Annotated in this window: 29 protein-coding genes and 1 tRNA gene; 19 read left to right on the top strand and 11 right to left on the bottom strand. The window is 53.2% G+C overall.

What is annotated here, in order from left to right; all coding sequences use genetic code 11:
• Window positions 1–363: 363 nt before the first annotated feature.
• On the bottom strand, window positions 364–1,278 hold the full coding sequence (locus JXQ85_RS11435) for a LysR family transcriptional regulator (RefSeq protein WP_421749030.1): 915 nt from the start codon (window positions 1,276–1,278) through the stop codon (window positions 364–366).
• A gap of 116 nt (window positions 1,279–1,394) precedes the next feature.
• Here JXQ85_RS11435 and JXQ85_RS11430 point away from each other — a divergent pair, with 116 nt between their 5' ends.
• The 6 genes from JXQ85_RS11430 to JXQ85_RS11405 all read left to right on the top strand — a co-directional run bounded on the left by JXQ85_RS11430 (window position 1,395) and on the right by JXQ85_RS11405 (window position 3,928).
• Window positions 1,395–1,736, top strand: a complete 342-nt coding sequence (locus tag JXQ85_RS11430) for a DUF2218 domain-containing protein (RefSeq protein WP_421749029.1) — start codon at window positions 1,395–1,397, stop codon at window positions 1,734–1,736.
• Window positions 1,733–2,200 carry an ester cyclase gene (locus tag JXQ85_RS11425; protein ID WP_421749028.1) on the top strand — a complete coding sequence of 156 codons (468 nt, stop codon included), beginning with the start codon at window positions 1,733–1,735 and terminating at the stop codon, window positions 2,198–2,200. Before JXQ85_RS11430 ends, JXQ85_RS11425 begins: the two co-directional genes overlap by 4 nt.
• A gap of 54 nt (window positions 2,201–2,254) precedes the next feature.
• Window positions 2,255–2,749, top strand: coding sequence for a nuclear transport factor 2 family protein (locus tag JXQ85_RS11420; RefSeq protein WP_421749027.1), 495 nt, complete (start codon window positions 2,255–2,257; stop codon window positions 2,747–2,749).
• Window positions 2,750–2,812: 63 nt separating this feature from the next.
• Window positions 2,813–3,382, top strand: a complete 570-nt coding sequence (locus tag JXQ85_RS11415) for a luciferase family protein (RefSeq protein WP_421749026.1) — start codon at window positions 2,813–2,815, stop codon at window positions 3,380–3,382.
• Between the two features lie 126 nt (window positions 3,383–3,508).
• A complete protein-coding gene (locus JXQ85_RS11410; protein ID WP_421749025.1) occupies window positions 3,509–3,727 on the top strand; it encodes a hypothetical protein in 219 nt (72 codons plus the stop codon).
• 30 nt (window positions 3,728–3,757) lie between these two features.
• Window positions 3,758–3,928 carry a hypothetical protein gene (locus tag JXQ85_RS11405; RefSeq protein ID WP_421749024.1) on the top strand — a complete coding sequence of 57 codons (171 nt, stop codon included), beginning with the start codon at window positions 3,758–3,760 and terminating at the stop codon, window positions 3,926–3,928.
• A 562-nt stretch (window positions 3,929–4,490) separates the two neighbouring features.
• On the opposite strand, the gene JXQ85_RS11400 is transcribed toward JXQ85_RS11405, so the two are convergent.
• Window positions 4,491–4,566: transfer RNA gene (locus JXQ85_RS11400), tRNA-Ala, on the bottom strand.
• 84 nt (window positions 4,567–4,650) lie between these two features.
• Entirely contained in the window at window positions 4,651–4,974 is a 324-nt protein-coding gene (locus JXQ85_RS11395; protein WP_421749023.1) for a TIGR02300 family protein, read from the bottom strand.
• Between the two features lie 106 nt (window positions 4,975–5,080).
• On the opposite strand from JXQ85_RS11395, the gene JXQ85_RS11390 reads away from it, so the two are divergent.
• The gene (locus JXQ85_RS11390; protein ID WP_421749022.1) at window positions 5,081–5,767 is read left to right on the top strand and encodes a M48 family metallopeptidase; all 687 of its coding nucleotides are present in this window, start codon (window positions 5,081–5,083) and stop codon (window positions 5,765–5,767) included.
• A 62-nt stretch (window positions 5,768–5,829) separates the two neighbouring features.
• On the top strand, window positions 5,830–6,480 hold the full coding sequence (locus JXQ85_RS11385) for a GntR family transcriptional regulator (protein ID WP_421749020.1): 651 nt from the start codon (window positions 5,830–5,832) through the stop codon (window positions 6,478–6,480).
• 150 nt (window positions 6,481–6,630) lie between these two features.
• On the opposite strand, the gene JXQ85_RS11380 is transcribed toward JXQ85_RS11385, so the two are convergent.
• Together JXQ85_RS11380 and JXQ85_RS11375 are read right to left on the bottom strand one after the other, a co-directional pair.
• Window positions 6,631–7,593, bottom strand: a complete 963-nt coding sequence (locus JXQ85_RS11380) for an acetyl-CoA carboxylase carboxyltransferase subunit alpha (protein ID WP_421749019.1) — start codon at window positions 7,591–7,593, stop codon at window positions 6,631–6,633.
• A 59-nt stretch (window positions 7,594–7,652) separates the two neighbouring features.
• The gene (locus JXQ85_RS11375; protein ID WP_421749018.1) at window positions 7,653–8,246 is read right to left on the bottom strand and encodes a LysE family translocator; all 594 of its coding nucleotides are present in this window, start codon (window positions 8,244–8,246) and stop codon (window positions 7,653–7,655) included.
• 72 nt (window positions 8,247–8,318) lie between these two features.
• Here JXQ85_RS11375 and JXQ85_RS11370 point away from each other — a divergent pair, with 72 nt between their 5' ends.
• A complete protein-coding gene (locus tag JXQ85_RS11370) occupies window positions 8,319–8,771 on the top strand; it encodes an Lrp/AsnC family transcriptional regulator (RefSeq protein ID WP_421749017.1) in 453 nt (150 codons plus the stop codon).
• 93 nt (window positions 8,772–8,864) lie between these two features.
• Here JXQ85_RS11370 and JXQ85_RS11365 read toward each other — a convergent pair whose 3' ends face one another.
• Window positions 8,865–9,821, bottom strand: coding sequence for an L-malyl-CoA/beta-methylmalyl-CoA lyase (locus JXQ85_RS11365; protein WP_421749016.1), 957 nt, complete (start codon window positions 9,819–9,821; stop codon window positions 8,865–8,867).
• Window positions 9,822–10,131: 310 nt separating this feature from the next.
• On the opposite strand from JXQ85_RS11365, the gene dgcN reads away from it, so the two are divergent.
• From dgcN to JXQ85_RS11350, 3 genes are read left to right on the top strand one after another with little or no spacing between them, the layout of a single operon-like run.
• Entirely contained in the window at window positions 10,132–11,133 is a 1,002-nt protein-coding gene (dgcN, locus tag JXQ85_RS11360) for an N-acetyltransferase DgcN (protein WP_421749015.1), read from the top strand.
• A gap of 54 nt (window positions 11,134–11,187) precedes the next feature.
• Window positions 11,188–12,153 (top strand): N-acetyl-D-Glu racemase DgcA, encoded by a 966-nt coding sequence (gene dgcA, locus JXQ85_RS11355; protein ID WP_421749014.1) that lies wholly within the window; start codon window positions 11,188–11,190, stop codon window positions 12,151–12,153.
• Between the two features lie 10 nt (window positions 12,154–12,163).
• The gene (locus tag JXQ85_RS11350) at window positions 12,164–13,024 is read left to right on the top strand and encodes a D-amino-acid transaminase (RefSeq protein ID WP_421749013.1); all 861 of its coding nucleotides are present in this window, start codon (window positions 12,164–12,166) and stop codon (window positions 13,022–13,024) included.
• A 51-nt stretch (window positions 13,025–13,075) separates the two neighbouring features.
• On the opposite strand, the gene JXQ85_RS11345 is transcribed toward JXQ85_RS11350, so the two are convergent.
• The 3 genes from JXQ85_RS11345 to JXQ85_RS11335 are packed head-to-tail and all read right to left on the bottom strand — an operon-like array spanning window position 13,076 to window position 14,504.
• The gene (locus JXQ85_RS11345) at window positions 13,076–13,390 is read right to left on the bottom strand and encodes a DUF1244 domain-containing protein (protein WP_421749012.1); all 315 of its coding nucleotides are present in this window, start codon (window positions 13,388–13,390) and stop codon (window positions 13,076–13,078) included.
• Window positions 13,383–13,745 carry a 5-carboxymethyl-2-hydroxymuconate Delta-isomerase gene (locus tag JXQ85_RS11340; protein ID WP_421749011.1) on the bottom strand — a complete coding sequence of 121 codons (363 nt, stop codon included), beginning with the start codon at window positions 13,743–13,745 and terminating at the stop codon, window positions 13,383–13,385. Before JXQ85_RS11340 ends, JXQ85_RS11345 begins: the two co-directional genes overlap by 8 nt.
• A gap of 12 nt (window positions 13,746–13,757) precedes the next feature.
• A complete protein-coding gene (locus tag JXQ85_RS11335) occupies window positions 13,758–14,504 on the bottom strand; it encodes an N-formylglutamate amidohydrolase (protein WP_421749010.1) in 747 nt (248 codons plus the stop codon).
• 117 nt (window positions 14,505–14,621) lie between these two features.
• Between JXQ85_RS11335 and pyk the strand changes: the two genes are divergently transcribed.
• From pyk to pheS, 6 genes are all read left to right on the top strand, one after another.
• A complete protein-coding gene (gene pyk, locus JXQ85_RS11330; protein WP_421749009.1) occupies window positions 14,622–16,070 on the top strand; it encodes a pyruvate kinase in 1,449 nt (482 codons plus the stop codon).
• Window positions 16,071–16,103: 33 nt separating this feature from the next.
• Window positions 16,104–16,328 carry a hypothetical protein gene (locus JXQ85_RS11325; protein ID WP_421749008.1) on the top strand — a complete coding sequence of 75 codons (225 nt, stop codon included), beginning with the start codon at window positions 16,104–16,106 and terminating at the stop codon, window positions 16,326–16,328.
• Window positions 16,329–16,469: 141 nt separating this feature from the next.
• Entirely contained in the window at window positions 16,470–16,670 is a 201-nt protein-coding gene (gene rpmI, locus JXQ85_RS11320; RefSeq protein WP_058315745.1) for a 50S ribosomal protein L35, read from the top strand.
• A gap of 12 nt (window positions 16,671–16,682) precedes the next feature.
• Complete coding sequence (gene rplT, locus JXQ85_RS11315) at window positions 16,683–17,048, top strand: 50S ribosomal protein L20 (RefSeq protein WP_421749007.1); 366 nt, start codon at window positions 16,683–16,685, stop codon at window positions 17,046–17,048.
• 138 nt (window positions 17,049–17,186) lie between these two features.
• Entirely contained in the window at window positions 17,187–18,089 is a 903-nt protein-coding gene (locus tag JXQ85_RS11310) for a fatty acid desaturase (RefSeq protein WP_421749006.1), read from the top strand.
• A gap of 79 nt (window positions 18,090–18,168) precedes the next feature.
• Complete coding sequence (pheS, locus tag JXQ85_RS11305) at window positions 18,169–19,239, top strand: phenylalanine--tRNA ligase subunit alpha (protein ID WP_421749058.1); 1,071 nt, start codon at window positions 18,169–18,171, stop codon at window positions 19,237–19,239.
• Window positions 19,240–19,318: 79 nt separating this feature from the next.
• On the opposite strand, the gene JXQ85_RS11300 is transcribed toward pheS, so the two are convergent.
• Both JXQ85_RS11300 and JXQ85_RS11295 read right to left on the bottom strand, forming a co-directional pair.
• Complete coding sequence (locus JXQ85_RS11300) at window positions 19,319–19,813, bottom strand: SRPBCC family protein (RefSeq protein ID WP_421749005.1); 495 nt, start codon at window positions 19,811–19,813, stop codon at window positions 19,319–19,321.
• Window positions 19,806–20,165 (bottom strand): ArsR/SmtB family transcription factor, encoded by a 360-nt coding sequence (locus JXQ85_RS11295; RefSeq protein WP_421749004.1) that lies wholly within the window; start codon window positions 20,163–20,165, stop codon window positions 19,806–19,808. Before JXQ85_RS11295 ends, JXQ85_RS11300 begins: the two co-directional genes overlap by 8 nt.
• 134 nt (window positions 20,166–20,299) lie before the next feature.
• On the opposite strand from JXQ85_RS11295, the gene pheT reads away from it, so the two are divergent.
• The gene (gene pheT / locus JXQ85_RS11290; protein WP_421749003.1) at window positions 20,300–22,711 is read left to right on the top strand and encodes a phenylalanine--tRNA ligase subunit beta; all 2,412 of its coding nucleotides are present in this window, start codon (window positions 20,300–20,302) and stop codon (window positions 22,709–22,711) included.
• The last annotated feature ends 16 nt before the right edge of the window (window positions 22,712–22,727 follow it).

Here is a 22,727-nt window from a genome sequence, read left to right as displayed (position 1 = left end):
AGGGCGGGTTTTGCGTGACGCAGCCGTCCGAAGATCCCAGGCGCGGCAAACACCACCAATGTCGAATCCGGTGAAGCTGAATTGCAGCGGAGAGGCGCGAGGCAGATGTCTCCATTGGGCCGTTGGCTTCGAGAGAATTCTTTGTACCCAAGCTGATTGCTGCCCAGCAGCCGATGACGGCTTTGAGCCCAGAACCACAATGTTTGCACGCGCTGCATCTAATGTTGAAGAAAATGTCTACTTCTATGACCTAAGCGGACGAACGACGGTTGCGTGGCGTAATGCGGCCTTGAGTTAGTGAGCCCTAATTTAAGTAAGTTCTCTTCCATCGTCTGTAGAAAAACACGACGGACTTACCGATCACTAATCATGATGAAATCGCCGTGAATTACCGGCTACAAATCCGGCCAGCGAATCTCCTTCGAAGTTTTCCGCCAAAAAACGCACAAATAAAACGGTCAGATTTTCCCTCCGGGCCTGATCTGGCCACACGGCGAAAACACCAAGCGGCTTCAAGCGCCATTCCGGTATCAATTTAACGAGCGAACCGGAAGTAAGGTGCTCTTCGACAACGAACTTCGGCACCACTGCGATTCCAAGATTTTGGCGAATGAGATGCTGAAGTGACTCTATATTGTCGACCTGGATCTGGTTCTGACCGGCGACCCGTACGACCTCTTTTTCGCCATTCATAAACGCAATCGCATCGGACCGTTGGGCATAGGATATCCAATCCCAGGATTCCAAGTCGTTTGGATGATTTGGTGTAGGGCGCGACGCCGCGTAGTCTGAACCGGACACGAGGGCGCGGTTGAGGTGCCCAAGTCGGCGAGACATCATAGGGCTGTCACTGAGCCACCCAATGCGAATGCTCAAGTCATATCCGCCCTCGATCAGATCAACTGGTACATCAGAGGACGAAATCGTCAACGCAACATGGGGATGCAATTTTGCGAACTCTCCCATGGCTGTCAGAAGTTTCGACGACGACATGAATGCTGGAATTGAGATTTTGAGTGCCCCAACCGGTTCCAAAGAAAGTGCATTCAGTTCATTCAATCCGATTTCGGCACTGCGCACCATATCGACCGCGCGCGCATAGAAAACACGACCTTCGTTGGTCAAGGATATCTTGCGCGTTGTTCGGTACAGCAGTGTTGTGCCGAGGTAATTTTCAAGTTCCGTGACAGTCTCGCTGATACGTGATGGAGAAACGCCAAGACTTCGCGCCGCGCCGCGAAAAGATCCCTCGTCTACAACCCGAGCGAAGATCGCCATGCTTTTCAGGTGCTCAATCATTGTTCTGCTATACCGAATAATTACTTCTGAAAATAGTCAGTTTTTAAAACAGTTCGGGGGCGCTAGGTCTATTCCAACGACGAAGGAGCAAACCTGTGAACCGACACACGACATTTCAAACAGATTGCGCTCATCGATACCTTGTGGCCCTCTGCCGCCACTTTGGCCGCAGTCTGGACGTCAGACAGGGTGCCAATTCGGGTTGGGTCAATTTTCCGAAAGGCAGATGCGAATTTCGCTCTGACCCAGGAGCTTTGACACTAACAGTGTCCGCGGGCACCGCTGCGGATCTGGACCAGTTGACCGGCATCGTCACCTCGCATTTGGAGCGTTTCGCATTCCGCGAAGCACCCGAATTGCGATGGCAAGCCTTACCTGCCCCCACCCCAACAGCCGTTTCCAGAGCCAAAATTTCACAATCGGAGAAAAACCAATGAAACGTAATCTAGCGCTGGTTACTGCCTTTGTTGCCCTAGCGGGCACCGCGTTCGCGGGCGACAAAGAGTCGGTCCAAACGTTCTATGACCTGTTGAGCGACCCAAGCTCAAAACAACTACAAGCCGCCTTTGTCGAGGTCACATCACCAGATTGGGAAAGCGTCGGCGACTATTCGGGCGAGAATGAAGGTCGTGACGGGTTTCTGGGTCAGATGGGTTTCTTTGCGAAGCTCATGCCCGACCTGAAGTGGGACGTTCAAACGATGTATCAGGACGGAAACTTCGTCACTGTGCGCAGCCGGGCAACCGCAACGCCTACCGGTCCCTTGTTTGGGGTCGATGGCGAAGGTCGCAGTTTTGATATCATGACGATCGATGTTCACGAGCTCGAAGATGGCAAAATCATCCGTACCTATCACGTCGAAGATTGGGCAGGCGCACTGCAACAGTTGTCTGGTCGCTAAGCCACAAAACCAGCGGCTGGCAAATGCTGACCGCAACATCGAAAGGAACATCAAATGCAACGTAGAACAGCACTGAAAGCTGCAAGCGCAGCTGCCCTGGCGATCGCCTTGAGCACACCAGCAGTCGCGCAAAGCGAAGATGACATGGCCCAAACCAGTTTTGACACTGTGATGTCGTTCATGAGCGCCATGGGTGGCGGCGATATGGACACCATGGCCAATCTCATGGCCGATGACATGGTTTGGCTGAACGGCGGCGATCCATCACTGCCATGGATCGGTCGGTGGGAAGGCAAGGAAGCCATCTTCGGATTCCTTGGAGCATTTTCCGAAAACGCCGTACCAACCATGTGGGAAAACGAGGACGCTTTTGCATCAGGCGACACTGTAGCCGTGTTTGGCCGGATGAAGCTGATGCTAAAGAAGTCGGGCGTGGAAACGGATGAATTTAACTTTGCGCTGCGTGCGAAGGTACGCGACGGTCAGGTGGTTCTTTGGAACTGGTTCGAAGACAGCCATGCCGTCAGCCAAGCATACCACGGTAAATAGGACATTGTCCCGCAACGGTGTTGCTGCTGCGGGCGTCACCATTTCAAAACGAGGAAAAGCGTGATGAGACACCAAATAAATGATGGTCGACGATTGTCTGCCCTGAAGGGCATCGTGATTGCAGCATTGGCGGTGATTTTTGCGTCCCAGACCTCAGCCGATTTCCTGACGCTGCCAGAGCGCGACGGTCCGCGTCCAGAAACCACCGGGGGCGTACCTCATATGCAGATTGGCATCAGCCCCGTTGAAAGGCTGTCTAAAGAGATGCTTCACCGAGTTGATGCAATTCAGGGTATCAACTTGGAAACAACGCGCATCGGATTCCCGGGATCCGTGGGATTCGTGTTGTCCGAAGACATCGCGGCGGCACAGCCCCAGGCCTTGGTTGCGGGCCGTGAATTCGCACATCTTCATCCAGACGGCAGTTTTCATGCGTCGCTTTCTCCGGAAATGGCGCAGCACGCCGCAAACACCGGTTGGGCCATCGCGCACCCCTGGGCGGATCAACGCGAAGGTTGGGAAGGGTTTGTCATGATCTACACCCCGCAAACCGACGACCAGCTTGATGTGGTTGTGGATCTGATCATAGCCTCGTTCTCATACGTATCGGGTCAGAATATGCCAGACAGCTAAGCGGGCCTTGACCTGCAAACACACTCGAGGATTGTGCAATTCATACGCGTTCAAGCCGGTGCATCGCCGTCGTTGACCCGCTAGCATCTGCCGAAAAAGTGCCCAGAAAAGCGAAGGACCATCAGTATGTTTCGATCTTCCCCAATCCCGTCCTGGGTGAATGTTTTTATGGCGTTCCTGCTCTTCTTCATGACCATCCAAGTTTTTTGGTTCTACTTTGATCACACGTATCTTTTTGACGCCGGCATCACGATCGAAGGTGCGCCAGACCTGAACATTCTTTACACCACCGCCGGACGTCTTCTGGCGATGATTGCGGCCACTCTTTTTGTGATCTACACCTAAAACCCGCATCAGTATCTGGTGGTATTGTTCATGAGCATCTTCAGCGAAGGCCAAGAGATGTTCATCGATCCGTTATACCCATACGCGAATAGTCCGACTTCACCGATGATGGACGTCGGGATGCACATCCTGATTGTTGGGTTAGAGATTGCGGCGTTAATTGTAGTCTACCGCAAAACCAAAACGGGCCCGCATCGATAGTTGCTGTGTCTCGGCAACACTGGGCCAAGCGCACAACAACGACGGTCAGTTCAGAGCCCACTTCAATGAAGCAAACAGGCGTCTGCGCGGGCGCCACTAATCTAGGTTTCGTCTGGGCAGCCGTAATCCAAAGGTTCGTCGGCTACCACCCTGCAGCGTGCGGCCGTTTCGTCCGCATAGTCCCCATTCGACTATTCGCTCAGGATGCATCCGCAGTGAATGTCTGCAAATCGGGCGCTGCTACCGCTCCCTGCACGTAATCTGAATCGAGACTTTAAGCTGGCTTTGAGTTAGGAGCTTCCTCGATCGGAGCCGTGTCTTTGATATCTTTCGCAGGACGTTCTCTTTGCATATCGAGGGCAGTTCGCAACATTGAGCGCCATACAAGGGCAAATGGGGCTCTGATTCCAGAATAAAGATATATTGAAGAGCGAACAAATAGAACGAGTTCAAGTTCCGTACTGCAAAATATCAAAGTTGGGTTTTAATCGATGGACACAGAAAAAAAGGAAGAACTATGCTTCCCAGAAGGCAAAACTATGCTGCACGGTACAAGAGGATTTGGTGGAGCCTAGGGGGATCGAACCCCTGACCTCCTGCATGCCATGCAGGCGCTCTCCCAGCTGAGCTAAGGCCCCAAATTCAACAGATCTTTTGATCCGTGAGCGCCTACTTAGGCGGATCGTTGGGCAGGATCAAGTCGAAATCCCGCCCAAACAATATCATTCGTCGCTATCGTCTGCAGGAACGTCAGCGATCTCTTCGAGAGAGACATTATCGTCGTCGTCCTCATCTAGAACATCGTCGTCCAGATCGATATCCACGTCATCTTCATCATCGAGCACTTCGGCGTCATCAGCATTCGCTGCTTTGGCTTTCAGTGTCGCCGCATCTTCGTCGTCTGCGGCAATCATACGGCTTTTGCCGTTGTCCATTTCAACCACTTCACCAGTGTAAGGGCTGACAATCGGGTTCTTGTTCAGGTCGTAGAAACGTTTGCCGGTCGTTGGGCACAGGCGTTTAACGCCCCATTCTTCTTTGGGCATGGGAATTCCCCTAAATCACGTGAGTCTTGTCGACAGTTCGGGCCAAGTGCCATATGTGACGGGGCAAGTCAAAGGGTAACGCACGCAAGCTCGCGTCAGGAGTGCAATGACACAACATTTTCTGCCCGGAGAGCCTAAAATTACCGTAAATCTGCGTCAAAGCGCACGCGCACGGCGGATCAGTTTGCGGGTCTCTCGCTTAGATGGAAAGGTCACGTTGACCTTGCCCCAACGGGTGAGTGACCAAGAAGGTTTGGCGTTTCTGGCTGAAAAAGCAGACTGGGTGCGAAAACAGCTTGAGGACCGTCCAGAGCAGATCGAAGTCGATGTTGGAACTTCGATTCCATTTCAGGGAGCATTGCTGGATATCGAACCTGGAACCGGTAAAGGCATTCGCATTTCGGGCGATGTGCTTTTGGTGCCGCAGGCGAAGGCCAAGACCTCCCGCCGGATCGAAGCTTTTTTAAAGCTGCAGGCGCGCGAGCGGTTGGTTGCGGCCGTTGACGGATATGCGCGCGAGCTGGGTCGAGGATACAATAAATTGACTCTCAGAGACACGCGGTCCCGTTGGGGGTCGTGTACCTCGGCGGGCGGGCTTATGTTTTCCTGGCGGTTGATCATGGCCCCTGAAGAGGTGCTAAACTATGTGGCTGCGCATGAGGTGGCGCATCTGGAACAGATGAATCACTCCCCCAATTTCTGGGCCTTGGTCGAGCGTCTGTATGGGCCGCATCAACAGGAGCGGGCATGGCTAAAGGCGCACGGTGAAAAATTGCACCGGTATCAGTTTTAAAACCATGCCCCTGTGACGTTTTCGCAATTGACCAATGCGTTGGTTGTGATCACATTTGAGAAATGATCTCACCGACCCGCTCCACAGAACAATCGACCTCAGCTCATGATCGAGTCTATCGTGGTCTGCGTACGCGTATCATGCATGGAGAAATCCCGCCCGGGCAAGCGCTGACACTGCGTGGCATTGGCAAGGAGTACGACGTCTCCATGACGCCCGCGCGCGAAGCCATTCGACGACTGGTCGCGGAGGGGGCTTTAACTCTTTCGTCTTCTGGCCGAGTGTCGACGCCTGAACTGACAAATGACCGTATCGAAGAACTCGCAGCATTGCGGGCTTTGATCGAGGTTGAGTTGGCAAGCCGCGCGCTCCCACGGGCCCATATGGCCTTGATTGATCGCTTACAGGCAATCAACAACACTGTTGCAGAGAAGGTCGCGCAGCGGGATGCTGTGGGCTATATCGGGGCGAATTTGGATTTCCATCGGGCGCTTTACCTGCGTGCGCAAGCGCCTGCGATGCTTGCGATGGCTGAAACTGTTTGGCTGCAACTCGGGCCAACAATGCGCTCGCTTTATAGCAAGTTGCGCCAGAACGAACCGCCCCAGTATCATCGTTTGATTTTGGCAGCTTTGAAGGCTGGGGACGAGCCGGGACTGCGTCTGGCGGTCAGGTCAGATGTGACGCAGGGTTTAAGGCATCTCGCCTCGTAAATTGACGCGGAATAGGAACGCCCCACTCGGCCTTTGACCTCACCCCGAGTGTTTAGCCAAAAAATAAGGCTGGCTGATCGGTGTCTTGCAAACAAAACGCCGCCCTCGATTTTCGTTGAGCAGGCGGCGTCGTAATTAAAAATGAAAGGTTTAGGCTGCGAGGCCTTTAGAGCCGAGTTCCATGAACTTCTGACGGCGTGCCTTGATCACATCTTCGCGGCTGAGGCCTTCGACCTCTTTCAGCATTTCAGTGATGGCCTTGCCAACGGCTTCAATCGCTTTGTCGCGACCTCGATGTGCGCCGCCCAGAGGTTCAGTGATGCTGCGATCAACCACTCCCAGCTGCAGCAGGTCGCCCGCTGTGAGGCGTAGAGCTTCGGCGGCTTCGCGCATTTTGTTGGCGTCTTTCCAAAGGATCGATGCGCAACCTTCTGGGGTGATTACTGAATAGACAGAATGCTCAAGCATCGCGAGCTTATTTGCTGTCGCCAAAGCAACCGCACCACCAGAGCCGCCTTCGCCGATGATCACAGAGATCACAGGGACACCGACTTGAAGGCATTTTTCGGTGCTGCGTGCGATGGCTTCTGATTGGCCGCGCTCTTCAGCACCTTTGCCCGGATAGGCACCTGGCGTGTCAACGAGGGTAACGATTGGGATATTAAACTTGTCGGCCATTTCCATCAGGCGGATTGCCTTACGGTAGCCCTCAGGGCGCGCCATGCCAAAATTACGCTCGATGCGTGATTTGGTATCATTGCCTTTTTCTTGGCCAATCACCATTACTGGCTGATCGTTGAAACGCGCCAAACCACCCATCACAGCGTGGTCGTCTGCAAAGTTCCGGTCGCCTGCAAGCGAAGTATATTCTGTAAACAGGGCGTCGATATAATCCGCGCAATGTGGACGGTCTGGATGACGCGCCACTTGGCACTTCCGCCAAGGCGTCAGGGTCTGGTACAGCTCTTCCAGCATATCACTGGCTTTACGATCCAGCGCCGCTGCTTCATCTGTTACGTCCATTTCCTCATTTTGCCGCGCCAGAGCGCGCAGCTCTTCGGCTTTGCCTTCAATCTCGGCCAGCGGTTTTTCAAAATCGAGGTAATTAGTCATTGGTCACTCCGCACACTTATGCGTTTCGGTATATGACTGTGCCAGCGAGGAATTGCAACTCATGCCATGAGGCTGGGGACGAGTGAAATTACCAAAAGTGCGGCCATGGTCCAGTTAAACACCGTCAACCGCGTTGGATTGCTTAGGAGGTAACGCAGTTTTTGACCCAATATGGTCCATGAACTGACGCAGGGCAGGTTGATTGCTCCAAACACAATCGCGACCCAAAGCACAGCAGAGAGTTCGCGGCCGGGTGCATATAGTGTGATTGACGATAGCGCCATTGTCCATGCCTTTGGATTGACCCATTGGAACAGTGCCGCCTGCACAAAGCTGATAGGGTTGGCACCGGTGTTTTGTCCTTCCGGGCTTGTAGAATGCGCAATTTTCCATGCCAGCCAAAGCATGTAGGCCGCGCTCAGGATTTTTAAGATCAGATAACTTGGCGGCCAGGCATCAAACAGTTGCATGAGGCCCGCGCCGACCAAGATGACCATAATCACAAATCCAATGCCGATCCCAAGCATATGCGGAATAGAGCGCGCAAATCCAAAATTTGCACCCGACGCCAAAAGCATCATGTTATTTGGCCCCGGCGTGATTGAGGTTACAAAGGCGAAGGCCGCGAGTGCGGTAAGGATTTCGAAGGTCATAACGCAATATTATGGCATCTGAGGCTATCAGGGATTGTGTTTTTGTGTGAAGATTAAGTAGAATCACAATCCATGGCGAAATTGGATCAAATAAACGAACAGATATTGCAAGTGGTGTCTCGTGATGGACGCATCAGCAATCTGGAGCTTGCGGAGCGAGTCGGCTTGTCGCCGTCGGCATGTTTAAGGCGTGTGCAAGAATTGGAACGCGAGGGTGTGATTTCTGGCTATAGAGCTGTTTTGGATCGCAATAAACGTGGGATTGGGTTTGTCGCTTATGTGACGGTTGGGCTAAATCAGCATACCAAGACCGCACAGGAAGCTTTCGAGCGTGCAATTTCGCAAGCCCCCGAAGTGATTGAATGTCATAATATTACGGGTGCGGTTGAATATTTGCTGCGTGTCGAAGCCACAGACTTGGTAGCCTACAAAACGTTTCACACCGATGTCTTGGGGATTTTGCCTCAGGTTCATTCCATCACCAGTTACGTTGTGATGGGATCCCCGAAAGACGAGCGTGCTTAAGGGATCTGGGATCAGTAACCCGGAGGAGAGAGCTAATCTCCGGGTTACCAGAACGGGCGGTTTTAGGGAAACGTTGCCCGATATTTCAGAGGCTTAAGCCTTGATCAGTTCAGACTGTTTCACGATGACCTCAGCCTGTTTGATCGATGCGATGTCGACCAGACGACCTTTGTAGACCGTTGCACCTTCGCCATTTGCTTTCGCAGTTTCCATGGCATCAAGGATTTCACGTGCCTCAGCGATAGCCTCCTCGGAAGGAGTGAAAACATCATTGGCCAGCGCGATTTGTTTCGGATGGATTGCCCATTTACCAACCATGCCCAAAGTCGCTGAACGACGGGCTTGCGCGATAAAGCCCTCATCATCAGAGAAGTCACCAAATGGGCCGTCGACTGGCAGAACGCCGTGTGTGCGGCAAGCGGCAACAATCTTTGCCTGAGCCCAGTGCCATGGATCAGACCAATATTTATCTGCGCCATGCTGCATGTAGTAGTTTACTTGCGTGCCGCCGATGCCAGTGGTCTGCATGCCCATTGAAGCCGCAAAGTCCGCTGCACCAAGGCTCATAGCTTGCAGGCGAGGGGTCGAGGCCGCGATTTCTTCCGCATGCGCGATGCCCGCTGCGGATTCGATGATTACTTCAAATGAGATCTTCTTGCTGCGACCTTTCGCAGTTTCAATCGCAGTCACCAAAGCGTCGACTGCATATAGGTCTTCGGCACAGCCAACTTTAGGGATCATGATCTGATCAAGGCGCTCGTCCGCTTGTTCCAGCAGGTCGACGACATCGCGGTACCAATATGGTGTATCCAAGCCATTGATACGCACGGAGAGGGTTTTGTTTCCCCAGTCGATGTTGCCGATCGCTTCGATCACGTTTGCGCGTGCCGAATCCTTGTCGGATGGGGCGACAGAATCCTCAAGGTCGAGGTTGATCACATCCGCTGCTGATGCGGCCATTTTTTCGAAAATGGCAGGGCGTGACCCTGGGCCAAAGAGTTGGCAGCGGTTTGGGCGCGCCGGTGCGGCAGGCTGAAGACGGAAGCTCATGTGAAATCCTCCAAGAAAGGAAATTACCAAATTATCTACTTGCTGGTTATTAAATTGCGCAGTGTCTTGCAATCACATTTTTTGCAATCGCGGCGAATTTACGCTGCGTTGCGGCATGTTCAATGAAAATCATCCATGCCAGGGAGATTCTTCGGTCTTGGCGATGCGGGCGAACTATTCTTCTAAAAAACCGCGTATACCGTGGTGTATCTTGCGCATTGGCGGGTATTTCTGACGGAAACGACAAGAAATTTCCGAGGAAATAGTGGATTTTCCCAAAGATAATTTCTTCTTCAAAGGGACCTGGGCAATGATCGAGACTCCATATCTGCTTTTCTTGGGCGATGCGCCTGACATGTTGGCTGCGAAAGTTGCCATTGGTATTCGTGATTGGCGTCCAGAAAACGCTGTCGGTCAAATCAGCCTAGAAGGTTGTGGAGCCGATCTGGGCCTCACCGAGATGACATTGGCTGGCGGTCTGGAAGCGGGCGCTAAGACATTGGTTGTAGGTGTTGCGAACCGCGGCGGAATCATTTCTGAGGCTTGGAAAGAAGTGCTGCTGAAAGCGCTTGAGATGGGCTACGACATCGCTTCTGGCCTGCACAACCTGATGTCTGACGAAGGTGACCTGGTTGCCGCCGCTCTGATGCATGGTCGCACGCTGCATGACGTGCGTATTCCATCGGTTCAGTATCCAATCGCCACAGGTGTACCGCGCACAGGTAAGCGTTGCTTGGCTGTGGGGACCGATTGTTCCGCAGGTAAAATGTACACCGCGATGGCGATGGATGCTGAAATGCAGAAACGTGGTCTGAAGTCCACATTCCGCGCGACAGGTCAGACGGGCATTTTGATCACAGGTTCCGGTGTGCCTTTGGACGCTGTAATTGCAGACTTCATGGCGGGTGCTGTTGAATATCTGACACCAGACAATGATGCGGATCACTGGGACTTCATCGAGGGACAGGGCTCTCTGTTTCACGTGTCTTATTCCGGAGTGACCATGGCTTTGGTGCACGGCGGCCAGCCAGATGCGTTGATCCTGTGCCACGAACCAACTCGGACACATATGCGTGGCCTGCCAGGTTTCAGCCTGCCTTCCTTGCAAGAGCTGAATGATGTCGCACTGACATTGGCAAAAGTTGCGAACCCAGACGTTGTTGTTGCCGGTATCTCGATCAACACGCAGCATCTGTCAGAAGACGAAGCGACCGCATATTGCGCCAAGGTTGAAGAAGAAATGGGTCTCCCAACCTGTGATCCATACCGTCACGGCGCTGGCCGCCTTGTAGACGCGCTCGCAGCGATCTGATTAGTAAAGGGCGTCTGGGAACAGGCGCCCTTTTTCCGTCGAAAGGATTGACGCATGAACATCACCGTGACCGCGGATACATTCCGTCTGGCACAGGTATTCACCATCTCGCGCGGTTCACGCACCGAAGCGAAAGTCTTGACCGTCAAGATCGAGAAAGATGGTTTTACGGGCCTGGGCGAATGTGTGCCCTATGCGCGCTATAATGAAACTCTGGAAAGCGTGACTGCTGAGATTAATGCGCTTCCACCAGAATTCACCCGTGAAGAGCTGCAAGGGCTGTTGCCGGCCGGCGCCGCGCGTAATGCTGTTGATTGCGCGATGTGGGATTTGGAAGCCAAGGCGGCTGGAAAGTCCGCGCGCGAATTGGCTGGTCTTGAAGACCTTGGCCCAGAGATCACAGCCTACACGCTCTCGCTGGATACACCCGAAAATATGCAAAAACAGGCGGCAGAGCATGCTTTTCGTCCGTTGTTGAAGATCAAGCTAGGAACCCCTGATGACATGCCGCGTCTGGAAGCAGTCCGTGCTGGCGCGCCTGTTTCAACAATCATCGTGGATGCAAATGAAGGCTGGTCAGCAGAAGTCTACGCTGAGTTGGCGCCGCATTTGGTACGCCTGGGAGTCGCTCTGGTGGAGCAGCCACTGCCTGCAGGCGAAGACGACGCCCTGATTGGTATGGAACGCCCAGTGCCTGTTTGCGCCGATGAAAGCTGTCATGACCGTACCAGCTTGCCGAAACTCAAGGGCAAATATGATGTCGTGAACATCAAGCTCGATAAAACCGGTGGTCTAACCGAAGCCCTGAAACTGCGCGATGAAGCGTTGGCTGAAGGCTATAAAGTGATGGTTGGCTGTATGGTTGGCAGCTCTTTAGCGATGGCGCCTGCGACGCTTGTTGCGCAGGGTGCGATGATCACAGACCTTGACGGCCCGCTTCTGTTGGCCGAAGACCGCGATGTACCTTTGAAATTTGATGCGGCTGGCGTGCACCCGCCCGTTCCAGCACTCTGGGGTTGAGGAGACCAATATGACCCGTACCGTTTATGTGAATGGCGAATACCTGCCAGAAACCGAAGCTAAGGTTTCGATCTTTGACCGTGGTTTCCTGATGGCCGACGCCGTGTATGAGGTGACTTCCGTATTGGACGGCAAGCTGATCGACTTTGAAGGCCACGCTGTACGTCTGGAGCGCTCTTTGAATGAGCTCGACATGCAGGCTCCTTGCACCAAAGAGGAATTGCTAGAAATTCACCGCAAGTTGGTTGAAGCCAACGAGATCGTTGAGGGTCTGGTCTATTTGCAGGTCACACGCGGCTCCGACGGAGACCGTGATTTTGTATTCCCGTCTGGAGACACAAAGCCAACTCTCGTGTTGTTCACTCAGAACAAGCCGGGTCTGGCAAATAGCCCGGCCTCACAAAAGGGTGCAAAGGTCATTTCGATCGATGACATCCGCTGGGGTCGTCGCGATATCAAGACAACTCAGCTGCTTTACCCATCGATGGGTAAAATGATGGCAAAGGCCGCGGGTGCAGATGATGCATGGATGATCGAAGATGGCCATGTGACCGAAGGCACCAGCAACAATGCTTACTTCGTGAAAGACGGTAAAATCGTAACCCGTCCTCTGTCCACAGACATCCTGCACGGCATCACCCGTAAAGCGGTTCTGCGTCTGGCGGAAGAAGCGCAGGTGCAAATCGAAGAGCGTCTGTTCACCATCGATGAGGCCAAAGAAGCGGATGAAGCGTTCACAACATCTGCCTCTGCTTTCGTGATGCCGGTCGTCGAAATCGACGGCGCGCAGTTGGGCGATGGCACACCGGGTCCGATTGCGAAACGTCTGCGTGAAATTTATCTGGAAGAATCCCGCGCGCAAGCGATCTAAGCTTCTTGGTGATATGATTGAGAAAGGGGAGGTCTTAGACCTGCCCTTTTGTTATTTCTGATCCGTGACGTTTTCTTTGAAGGCTTTTTCAAATGCCTTTTGCTTGTCAGGATTGGCGTCGGTTTGATAGTTGGCTTTCCATTCATCCATGGTCATGCCGTAGTAAATCTCTCGCGCTTCGTTTTTGTCCATTTCGATACCGCGCTCGTTTGCTGCTTCCTGATACCATCGGCTCAGGCAGTTCCGGCAAAACCCAGCAAGGTTCATCAGATCGATGTTTTGCACGTCAGTGCGTTTTTCCATCAAATGCTCGCGCAGAGTGCGAAATGCGGCAGCTTCGATTTCAATTCGGGTTTGATCATCCATTGCCATTTCCTTTGTAAATGACGCGCCGAGCATATGTCTCGCGCTGAATTTCTTCTGGTGACACCGAAAGCGCCCCTACTTCAGGTAAGTGTTTTTCCATGACAGCCAATAGGTCTTCGGCCAATCCTTTGCGCAAGTCATTAGGGCGGCCTGCCATCATCCGTAAGGTGAGGTGGGCAAATCCGGGTTTGGCGGCGCCGGTTACTGTATTTTGGCATTCAACAGACCGCGCACGGATGTCTTCGGTGCCAAACACACCGCTATCCGTCGCGGTTTGAAAAAGCGTTTGAACCAAAGCCGCGATATCATGTGTTTCAGTTAACTCATCAGAGTGTTCAAGAATGAGATGCGGCATCGAAGGGTCTCCTTAGTAACCGCTTTGATCTAATGCGTCCGTTAAGACAGGAGCGAGGCGTTCTGCCCAGGCATGCTGGCCAGGTTCATCAACGATGAGGTCCTGACGCACTTCGATCAACGCATTCATACGATCTTTTTGCAAAGCGACGCGATCAACTGAATCGCCCGGCAGGTGGCCATGATAGGGTTCATTGTCCCCAACATTCAGATCACCTTCGCCTTCGAGGCGCTTGATCACATGCGGTCCCAAATTGCGGCGATCATGCGCCGCGTGCAGAATGGCGATCTCCCATGGGCGTGGTGCCTTGCCGTTAAGCTGCGGTGAAAAACTATGCATCGCAACGATGATCGGGTCATCGCGACTATCTGCCAGCTTGTTCAGTGCTTGGTGATAAGGCGAGTAATAACATTCTTTGCGGCGTTCTTCTTCAACATCGTCAATATCGGCATTGGCTGGGATCAGCGTGCCATCATAAAGACGCATGATCAAAGTTGGATCATTTGGACCCCGGTTCGGATCGATCACAAGACGGGAAAAATTGGATGCAATCACCGGGGCGTTCATCAATTCACCCAGCTTAAGCCCAACTCCAAGCGCGCCGATATCATAAGCGATGTGGCGCTCCATATCTTTGGCAGCAAGTCCGAGGTCGCCGCCGTTCACTTCTGATGGAACGGTATTGCGCGCATGGTCAATCGTGATGATCCAGCGGCTTGGACGGTCTTCTCCATAAATGTGGTAAGATTCGTGTGTCATTTGTGCGTCGTTTCCTTCGCATAATCCAATATGCGACGCGTTCAGAAAAGGGAATTGCGTAAATCTTGCTGACGTTATAGTTAGCGGTAACATTTTAGCTCTGGGGAAATAAAACCGATGAGACGCCTACGTAACGTTAAGATTGTGGCCACCCTTGGCCCGGCTTCAGAAACCTATGAAACCATCCGCGCGTTGCACGAAGCCGGCGCCGATGTGTTTCGTCTAAACATGAGCCACGGCAGCCATGAAGAGATCAAAGTAAAACACGAGATCATTCGCAAGGTTGAAGATGACCTCGGCAGCCCGATTGCAATCTTGGCTGACTTGCAAGGTCCAAAACTACGGGTTGGTGTTTTCGCTAAAGACGAAGGCGAAGACCTGATTGAAGGCGAAAAGTTCCGCTTGGACTTGGATGACGCCGCAGGTGACATCAATCGCGTAAACCTGCCGCACCCAGAAATTTTCGCAGCGCTCGAAGCGGGTGCACACTTACTGGTAAATGACGGAAAGATCCGTCTGCGTGTCGAAGAGTGCGGGAAAGACTTTGCAAATTGCATCGTGATTACCGGTGGTCGTATTTCGAACCGCAAAGGTGTTAACGTTCCTGACGTTGTCCTGCCTGTAGCGGCGTTGTCTCCGAAAGACAAAAAAGATCTCGAATTCGTATGTGATTTAGGTGTCGACTGGCTGGCGTTGTCCTTCGTACAGCGTCCTGCAGATGTGCTGGAAGCGCGTGAGATGGTGCGCGGCCGCGCTGCTGTGCTGTCCAAAATTGAAAAGCCAACTGCGGTTGAAGGGTTCGATGAAATCCTTGAAGTGTCTGACGGCATCATGGTGGCCCGTGGTGATTTGGGTGTTGAGCTTCCAGTTCAGAATGTCCCACCGATCCAGAAGCGTCTTGTACGTCGTTGCCGTCGTGCCGCGAAGCCTGTGATTGTTGCTACGCAGATGCTGGAAAGCATGATCGAAAGCCCTATGCCAACCCGTGCAGAGGTGTCAGACGTCGCAACGGCCATCTATGAAGGTGCCGACGCGATTATGCTGTCTGCTGAATCTGCTGCAGGTTCTTACCCAATCGAAGCTGTGAGCACGATGAACAATGTTGCTCAAGAAGTCGAAAGCGATGGCACCTATCGCGAGATCATTGAAGCCTCTCGGACCAGCAAAGGTGAAACCGTTGCGGACTCCATTGTTGCGGCTGCGCGAGAAATTGCTGAAACAACTGAAATCAGTGCTATTTGCTGCTTTAGTCAAAGCGGGACAACTGCATTGAAAGTGGCGCGTGAACGTCCGCGGGTTCCAGTTGTTGCAATGACAAGCCGCTTGCGGACTGCCCGTCGTTTGGCGCTGACATGGGGCACGACGTGTGTTCTGACCACGGATCTGGATCGCTTTAAGTCTGCCGTGCTTGCGGCCGTCGGGGCGGCCAAGCGTTTGGGCATGGCCACAGAGAAAGATCAGGTAGTTGTCACGGCTGGTCTGCCATTCAATATTCCTGGCACAACGAACATCCTGCGAGTCGCACCTTGCGATGAAAGTTTGATTTCCGCCACCGACCCGGAGTAATTTCGCGTCATTAACGTCTTTTCAGAGGATAAGATGGACTTTGACGCGATTTTAACGATTGGCATCGTATTGGCCACGTTTTCAGTACCGGCGTTTTTGTCGGCCATGGCGGATGGGCGGTCGACCCGTGCATCCGCGCTCTGTATTTTGTTGGCAGGCAGCGCGATGGTTTACGCGTTGTCTCAAAAACCGGGTGGTTACACCGGGCAAGACATTCCAGAAGTCGTCATCAATCAGATTGCGCGACTGATCAGATAGCTCTTTAAAGCAAGCTGCAAAAAACACTGCGAATCCTCTTGCAGGATTTGCGATCCGGGCGTATACGGCGCCTCTATCCGCGCGTCCGGCTGAGTGGCATGCCGAGTCGCGTTTGTACCGACGACTATGAAGGAGACGGAAATGCCTAAGATGAAGACCAAATCAAGCGCCAAAAAGCGCTTCAAAATGACGGCAAGCGGCAAGGTAAAAGCTTCGCAAGCTGGCAAACAGCACGGTATGATCAAGCGTACGAACAAGTTCCTGCGCAACGCACGTGGCACGACAACATTGTCCGCGCCTGATGCGAAGATCGTTAAATCATACATGCCATACGCACGCTAAGGAGCTCACACTATGTCTCGCGTTAAAGGTGGTACCGTAACCCACGCCCGTCACAAGAAAATCGTCAACCAAGCGAAAGGCTACTACGGCCGTCGCAAGAACACCTTCAAGGTCGCGTCTCAAGCGGTCGACAAGGCAAACCAATACGCAACACGCGACCGTAAGAATCGTAAGCGTAATTTCCGCGCGCTGTGGATCCAGCGTATCAACGCGGCTGTTCGTGCGCATGACGAATCTCTGACATATTCCAAATTCATCAACGGCCTGAACCTGGCTGGCATCGAAGTGGACCGTAAGGTTCTGGCGGATCTCGCCGTACACGAGCCAGAAGCGTTCACAGCGATCGTTGAGCAAGCACAAGGCGCGCTGGCTGCTTAAGTCGCTCCGCCCGACGATACCGTCGAAATTGCTATAGAAAGCGCCGCGTTCTTTGGACGCGGCGCTTTTTGTTTGATCTAGCGTTATGTGATCTCATAGTGCGCAAACCCGCGCCCAAACTGGATCATGGTTCATATCATGGATCACAAAACCTTCGTCGCTTCGCTCGACAGAGCGCATTTGGCTCGTTTGCTTTCGGTAAGCGATGGGCCTGGTGTGCGGCATTTGCTTGGGCATATTGCAATGATCATAGGCGGCGGCGTCTGGATCATGCAGGGTTGGCCCATGTGGCAGGCTGTGCTTGTGTTGCAAGGTGTTGTGATCAGCTTCCTATTTACGCTGGAACATGAGGCGACCCACAAAACGCCATTCAAAACCAAATTGCTGAACGAGTGGGCCGGGTCTGTATCGGGCTTTTTGATCCTACAGCCTTTCTTTTGGTTCCGGTATTTTCATCTCGCGCATCACCGTTATACAAATATTCCCGGCAAAGATCCCGAGCTGGTCACTGGCTATAAGCCTGAAACGCGTAAAGACTATTATTGGTACCTCACAGCTTTGCCATATTGGCTGGGCATGGCGCGCCAGATCAAAAGAAACGCTGAAGGCAAACGCTTTCGCGACTACATTCCCGAAAGCGCACGCTCAAAAGTCGTGCGTGAAGGCCGGGTGATGTTGGTGCTGTATACGCTCTGCCTAGTCTCGCTTATCTTCACTGATTTGCTGTTTTGGGTTTGGATGCTGCCCACATTCTTGGGCATGCCGTTTTTGCGGCTCTACCTTTTGGCTGAACACGGCCGATGTGGCTTTGTAGCCAATATGTTTGAGAACACGCGCACCACTTATACCACGCGATTTGTGCGCTTTATTGCGTGGAACATGCCTTATCACGTGGAACATCACACAATCCCGGGTGTGCCATTTCACAAATTGCCTGAATTGCATGGGTCCCTGAAGGGCCACCATGTGGTGACGTCAGACGGATACGCCGCATTTGCAGCAGAGTTTCATCGGGAAACAAAGCCTGAAACCAAGCGCTGAACACGCTAGCGCTTGCACGTTTGGCCGTGGCGCGGTAACCCGCTTTGGACAAAACATGCCAGACGCCAAGGGTAAGACGATGGACGATCTCAGAGACAAGTATATCGGTCTGATTGCAGATGCAGCGAATGAAGCGGCTATCGAAGAGCTGCGCGTACAAGCGGTTGGCAAAAAGGGTGAGGTTGCTCTGAAAATGCGCGAGCTGGGCAAGATGAGTCCAGAAGAGCGTCAGATCATGGGCCCGAAGCTGAACGCCCTGAAAGACGAGATCAATTCAGCGCTTTCTGCAAAGAAATCCGCGCTCGCAGATGCCGCGCTTGATGAGCGTCTAAAAACCGAATGGCTCGACGTGACCTTACCTGCGCGTGGCCGTCGCCAAGGTAGCATTCACCCGATCTCTCAGGTGACTGAAGAAGTTACTGCAATCTTTGCCGACATGGGCTTTGCCGTGGCCGAAGGTCCGCAGATCGAAACTGACTGGTATAACTTTGATGCGCTGAATATTCCGGGCCACCACCCGGCACGCGCCGAGATGGACACTTTCTACACGCACCGCGCTGAAGGTGATAACCGTCCTCCGCATGTACTGCGCACACACACCTCTCCTGTGCAGATCCGCTCTATGGAGAAACTCGGTGCGCCGATCCGCATCATTTGCCCGGGTCGCGTCTATCGTGCCGACTACGATCAAACACACACGCCGATGTTCCACCAGATCGAAGGTCTGGCGTTGGACAAAGATATTTCTATGGCGAACCTGAAATGGGTTCTGGAAGAATTCTTCACCGCCTTCTTCGGCACTTCTGTGAAAACCCGCTTCCGCTCCTCTCACTTCCCGTTCGTTGAACCGGGCGCAGAAGTCGACATCCAGTGCAGCTGGGAAAATGGCTCTGTGAAAGTGGGCGAGGGCGACGACTGGCTCGAAGTTCTTGGCTCCGGCATGGTGCACCCGAAGGTTTTAAAAGCGGGTGGCATTGACCCGAATGAATACCAAGGTTTTGCCTTTGGCATTGGCATCGACCGTCTGGCCATGCTGAAATACGGCATCCCAGACCTTCGCGCCTTCTTTGACAGCGACCTGCGCTGGCTGCGCCACTATGGCTTTGCGTCGCTGGATCAGCCGACGCTGCATGGCGGGTTGGTGCGGTGAGCACACGGAAATGAATACCAAACGCCCGCCAGTTAGGCGGGCGATTTATATTTATGAGCTACATAGCGCTGTTTGCTGGTTAGCCCTTTAGCTCTTCCAGAACCTCTTCCAGCATATCCATGCCTTTGCCCCAGCCACTGCCCATGTTCTCCATAGCACCAGCAAAGAAAGTGTTCTCAGCATCCGTCGCCTCATGTGGCACCCAAGTCAGACGCATCTGACATTTGTCGCCGACCGCTTCAAAAGTCACCGTTGTCAGCAACAAGCGCGGCCAGTCGGGCATCATCTGGTTCGCGCAAACTACCCAGTTTTCGTCCGTATTGCCGTGTAACCAGACAAGCTTTTCATGCGGCGTAACTTCGGAATAATCAGCCCGCTGATAGCTCGACATCTTCTGCATTTTCATCTCATGCAGCCATTCACCGCCCTCACGTACATCCATTTTATGCACAATTGAGGTTACGCCGGGACCATACCAACGCTGCACCAGCTCAGGTTCGGTCCACGTCCGCCAGACCAGATCGGGCGTCGCGTTAAAGGTGCGATCAAGCACATAAGTCGGTAGGTCAGTCATGGGAATCTCCGTTTTTCAATTCTTCAAGTAAGTCATCCAGCTGATCAAATGAGCCGGTCCAAAAGCGTTTGAATTCTTCAAGCCAAGCGACGGCTTCCAACATGGCGCGCGCATTCAGTTTTGCCGGGCGGCGTTGCTTATCAACCGCGCGTTCAATCAGCCCTGCGCCTTCCAGCACCTTTAGGTGCTTGGAGATTGCTGGTTGGCTCATGTCAAAAGGCTCTGCGAGGTCTTTTACCGAGGCTTCGCCACTGGCCAGCCGCGACAGGATTGCGCGGCGGGTGGGATCGGCCAATGCACCAAAAATCACATCCAGATTGGGGTTTTCTATTTCATAACCGATTCTTTTCATAACTTAATGGTTATATAATTTGTCGAACCTGTCAAGTCAGGCGAATTTGTGGCCCGATTGCCATATGGTCTTTCCCCTGTGTGACTAATCCGCTAAAGCCAATCTGACCCAATATTTACTTGCGGAACGGACCGATGAAATTCACTCTGAGCTGGCTGAAAGATCACCTGGAAACAGACGCGAGCCTTGACGACATTCTTTATGCCCTGACGGATTTGGGTCTAGAGGTCGAAGAGGTCACCAACCCTGCGGATCGCCTGAAAGAGTTTACCATCGCAAAGGTTCTGCATGCCGAGAAACATCCGGATGCGGACAAGCTGAAAGTCTGTAAGGTTCTGACGGACGAAGGCGAAAGCCAGATCGTTTGCGGCGCACCAAATGCGCGTGAAGGCATTACTGTCGTTCTGTGTAAGCCAGGCAGCTACATTCCGGGTCTGGATATCACCATCAAAGTTGGCAACATCCGCGGTGTAGAAAGCCACGGCATGATGGCCTCGGAACGTGAGCTCGAACTGTCTGACGAACACAATGGCATTATCGAACTGCCATCCGGCGACGTGGGTGAGAAGTTTGTGGATTGGCTCGCGGCCAATGATCCATCCAAAGTGGACCCAGTGATCGAAATCGCAATCACACCAAACCGTCCGGATGCGCTGGGCGTGCGTGGCGTCGCGCTGGATCTGGCTGCCCGTGGTCTGGGCACTATGAAACCTGCGAAAACCGCTGACATTTCTGGCTCTTTCGATAGTCCGATCAACGTGACAATCGACGAAGATGCCCGTGAAAACGGCTGTTACGTTTTCGGTGGTCGCCTGATCAAAGGCGTGAAGAACGGGCCGTCCCCAAAGTGGTTGCAGGAAAAACTGGAAGCGATTGGCCTGCGCCCGATCTCTGCTCTTGTGGATATCACCAACTTCTTCACCTTCGACCGCAACCGTCCATTGCACGTCTTTGACGCGGATAAGGTTAAGGGCAACCTGCGTGTGCATCGCGCGGCGGGTGGCGAGACGCTCGTTGGGCTGGATGAGAAGGAATACACTTTCTCTCAAGGTCACGTTGTCATTTCTGACGACGAGGGTGTTGAAAGCATTGGTGGTATTATGGGCGGCCTTGCGACGGGCTGTACTGAAGAAACAACCAATGTCTTCCTTGAAGCCGCCGTTTGGGATCACATTCAGATCGCGACCACAGGCCGTGCGCTGAAAATCAACTCTGACGCGCGTTACCGCAACGAGCGTGGCATTGATCCGGCGTTCAACATGGACGCGCTTGATCTGGCGACTGCGATGATCATCGAACTTTGCGGTGGCGAGCCATCCAACGTCGTGACCGCTGGTGAAGTTCCTGATGTCAGCCGCGCTTATAAGCTTGATACTGATCGCGTGCAGTCTTTGGTCGGGATGGAAATTCCAGCCGAGCAGCAACGTACAACTCTCGAAGCGTTGGGCTTTGTGCTGGAAGGCGACATGGCACATGTGCCGTCTTGGCGTCCTGACGTGTTGGGTGAAGCGGACCTTGTGGAAGAAGTTGCCCGCATGGCGTCTTTGACCAAGCTGGAAGGTAAGCCACTGCCACGCATGCAGGCCGGTGTGCCGCAACCAATCCTGACACCGCTGCAAAAGCGCGAACAGATTGGCCGCCGTACTACTGCGTCTTTGGGCTACAACGAATGCGTTACCTACTCCTTCATCGACAAAAAGGCGGCGACGCTCTTTGGTGGTGGCGATGATGCGACCATGCTGGAAAACCCGATTTCCAGCGAGATGAGCCACATGCGCCCAGACCTACTGCCGGGTCTGTTGCAAGCCGCAGCGCGCAACCAAGCGCGTGGTTTCATGGATATGGCACTGTTTGAAGCAGGCGCTGCCTTCCAAGGTGGTGAACCAGGCGAGCAGCACCTTCAGATCGCGGGCCTTTTGGTTGGTCGTACCGTTGGCAAAGACGTGCATGGCGAAAGCCGTGGCGTGGACGTCTATGACGCAAAGGCGGATGCCGAAGCGGTACTGGCTGCCCTAGGTGCGCCTGCGAAAGTGCAAATCCTACGCGGAGGTGAAGCCTGGTGGCATCCAGGCCGTCATGGCCGTGTCTGCCTTGGCCCAAAGAAAACCCTCGCGGTGTTTGGTGAAGTGCATCCAAAAATTCTTGACGCATTGGACGTGAAAGGTCCCGCTGTGGCCTTTTCTATCTTCCCAGAAGAAATCCCAATGCCACGTAAGACGTCTGCAACACGTCCAGCCTTAACTCTGCGCGATTTGCAGGCAGTTGAGCGCGATTTTGCGTTTGTTGTGGATGCCGATGTTGAAGCACTGACCCTGGTCAATGCCGCAAACGGCGCAGACAAAGAGTTGATTGAAAACGTACGCGTCTTTGATGAATTCACTGGTGAGATGGCAGAAAAGCAGATGGGCGAAGGCAAGAAATCCATCGCCGTGACTGTGCGTCTGCAACCAACCGATAAAACGCTGAAAGAAAAAGATATCGAGGCGGTTGCCGCAAAGATCATCGAGAAAGTCAGCAAAGCCACCGGTGGAACGCTACGCGGTTAAGCCGATCCAGCTAAGT

This window comes from Cognatishimia sp. (assembly GCF_049116455.1).
Lineage (GTDB): Bacteria > Pseudomonadota > Alphaproteobacteria > Rhodobacterales > Rhodobacteraceae > Cognatishimia.
This window is presented reverse-complemented; position numbering and strand designations above follow the sequence as displayed.

Excerpts from the sequence above, each read along its gene's own strand:
- JXQ85_RS11390 (WP_421749022.1), top strand. The coding sequence starts at position 5,081 with ATGACACAACATTTTCTGCCCGGAGAGCCTAAAATTACCGTAAATCTG.
- JXQ85_RS11340 (WP_421749011.1), bottom strand. The coding sequence starts at position 13,745 with ATGCCGCATCTCATTCTTGAACACTCTGATGAGTTAACTGAAACACAT.
- JXQ85_RS11425 (WP_421749028.1), top strand. The coding sequence starts at position 1,733 with ATGAAACGTAATCTAGCGCTGGTTACTGCCTTTGTTGCCCTAGCGGGC.
- JXQ85_RS11375 (WP_421749018.1), bottom strand. The coding sequence starts at position 8,246 with ATGACCTTCGAAATCCTTACCGCACTCGCGGCCTTCGCCTTTGTAACC.
- pheS (WP_421749058.1), top strand. The coding sequence starts at position 18,169 with ATGGACGATCTCAGAGACAAGTATATCGGTCTGATTGCAGATGCAGCG.
- JXQ85_RS11310 (WP_421749006.1), top strand. The coding sequence starts at position 17,187 with ATGGATCACAAAACCTTCGTCGCTTCGCTCGACAGAGCGCATTTGGCT.
- JXQ85_RS11410 (WP_421749025.1), top strand. The coding sequence starts at position 3,509 with ATGTTTCGATCTTCCCCAATCCCGTCCTGGGTGAATGTTTTTATGGCG.
- JXQ85_RS11325 (WP_421749008.1), top strand. The coding sequence starts at position 16,104 with ATGGACTTTGACGCGATTTTAACGATTGGCATCGTATTGGCCACGTTT.
- JXQ85_RS11365 (WP_421749016.1), bottom strand. The coding sequence starts at position 9,821 with ATGAGCTTCCGTCTTCAGCCTGCCGCACCGGCGCGCCCAAACCGCTGC.
- JXQ85_RS11380 (WP_421749019.1), bottom strand. The coding sequence starts at position 7,593 with ATGACTAATTACCTCGATTTTGAAAAACCGCTGGCCGAGATTGAAGGC.
- dgcA (WP_421749014.1), top strand. The coding sequence starts at position 11,188 with ATGAACATCACCGTGACCGCGGATACATTCCGTCTGGCACAGGTATTC.
- rplT (WP_421749007.1), top strand. The coding sequence starts at position 16,683 with ATGTCTCGCGTTAAAGGTGGTACCGTAACCCACGCCCGTCACAAGAAA.
- JXQ85_RS11435 (WP_421749030.1), bottom strand. The coding sequence starts at position 1,278 with ATGGCGATCTTCGCTCGGGTTGTAGACGAGGGATCTTTTCGCGGCGCG.
- JXQ85_RS11395 (WP_421749023.1), bottom strand. The coding sequence starts at position 4,974 with ATGCCCAAAGAAGAATGGGGCGTTAAACGCCTGTGCCCAACGACCGGC.
- JXQ85_RS11295 (WP_421749004.1), bottom strand. The coding sequence starts at position 20,165 with ATGAAAAGAATCGGTTATGAAATAGAAAACCCCAATCTGGATGTGATT.
- dgcN (WP_421749015.1), top strand. The coding sequence starts at position 10,132 with ATGATCGAGACTCCATATCTGCTTTTCTTGGGCGATGCGCCTGACATG.
- JXQ85_RS11415 (WP_421749026.1), top strand. The coding sequence starts at position 2,813 with ATGAGACACCAAATAAATGATGGTCGACGATTGTCTGCCCTGAAGGGC.
- JXQ85_RS11335 (WP_421749010.1), bottom strand. The coding sequence starts at position 14,504 with ATGACACACGAATCTTACCACATTTATGGAGAAGACCGTCCAAGCCGC.
- JXQ85_RS11405 (WP_421749024.1), top strand. The coding sequence starts at position 3,758 with ATGAGCATCTTCAGCGAAGGCCAAGAGATGTTCATCGATCCGTTATAC.
- JXQ85_RS11345 (WP_421749012.1), bottom strand. The coding sequence starts at position 13,390 with ATGGATGATCAAACCCGAATTGAAATCGAAGCTGCCGCATTTCGCACT.
- JXQ85_RS11350 (WP_421749013.1), top strand. The coding sequence starts at position 12,164 with ATGACCCGTACCGTTTATGTGAATGGCGAATACCTGCCAGAAACCGAA.
- rpmI (WP_058315745.1), top strand. The coding sequence starts at position 16,470 with ATGCCTAAGATGAAGACCAAATCAAGCGCCAAAAAGCGCTTCAAAATG.
- pheT (WP_421749003.1), top strand. The coding sequence starts at position 20,300 with ATGAAATTCACTCTGAGCTGGCTGAAAGATCACCTGGAAACAGACGCG.
- JXQ85_RS11420 (WP_421749027.1), top strand. The coding sequence starts at position 2,255 with ATGCAACGTAGAACAGCACTGAAAGCTGCAAGCGCAGCTGCCCTGGCG.
- pyk (WP_421749009.1), top strand. The coding sequence starts at position 14,622 with ATGAGACGCCTACGTAACGTTAAGATTGTGGCCACCCTTGGCCCGGCT.
- JXQ85_RS11370 (WP_421749017.1), top strand. The coding sequence starts at position 8,319 with ATGGCGAAATTGGATCAAATAAACGAACAGATATTGCAAGTGGTGTCT.
- JXQ85_RS11300 (WP_421749005.1), bottom strand. The coding sequence starts at position 19,813 with ATGACTGACCTACCGACTTATGTGCTTGATCGCACCTTTAACGCGACG.
- JXQ85_RS11385 (WP_421749020.1), top strand. The coding sequence starts at position 5,830 with ATGATCTCACCGACCCGCTCCACAGAACAATCGACCTCAGCTCATGAT.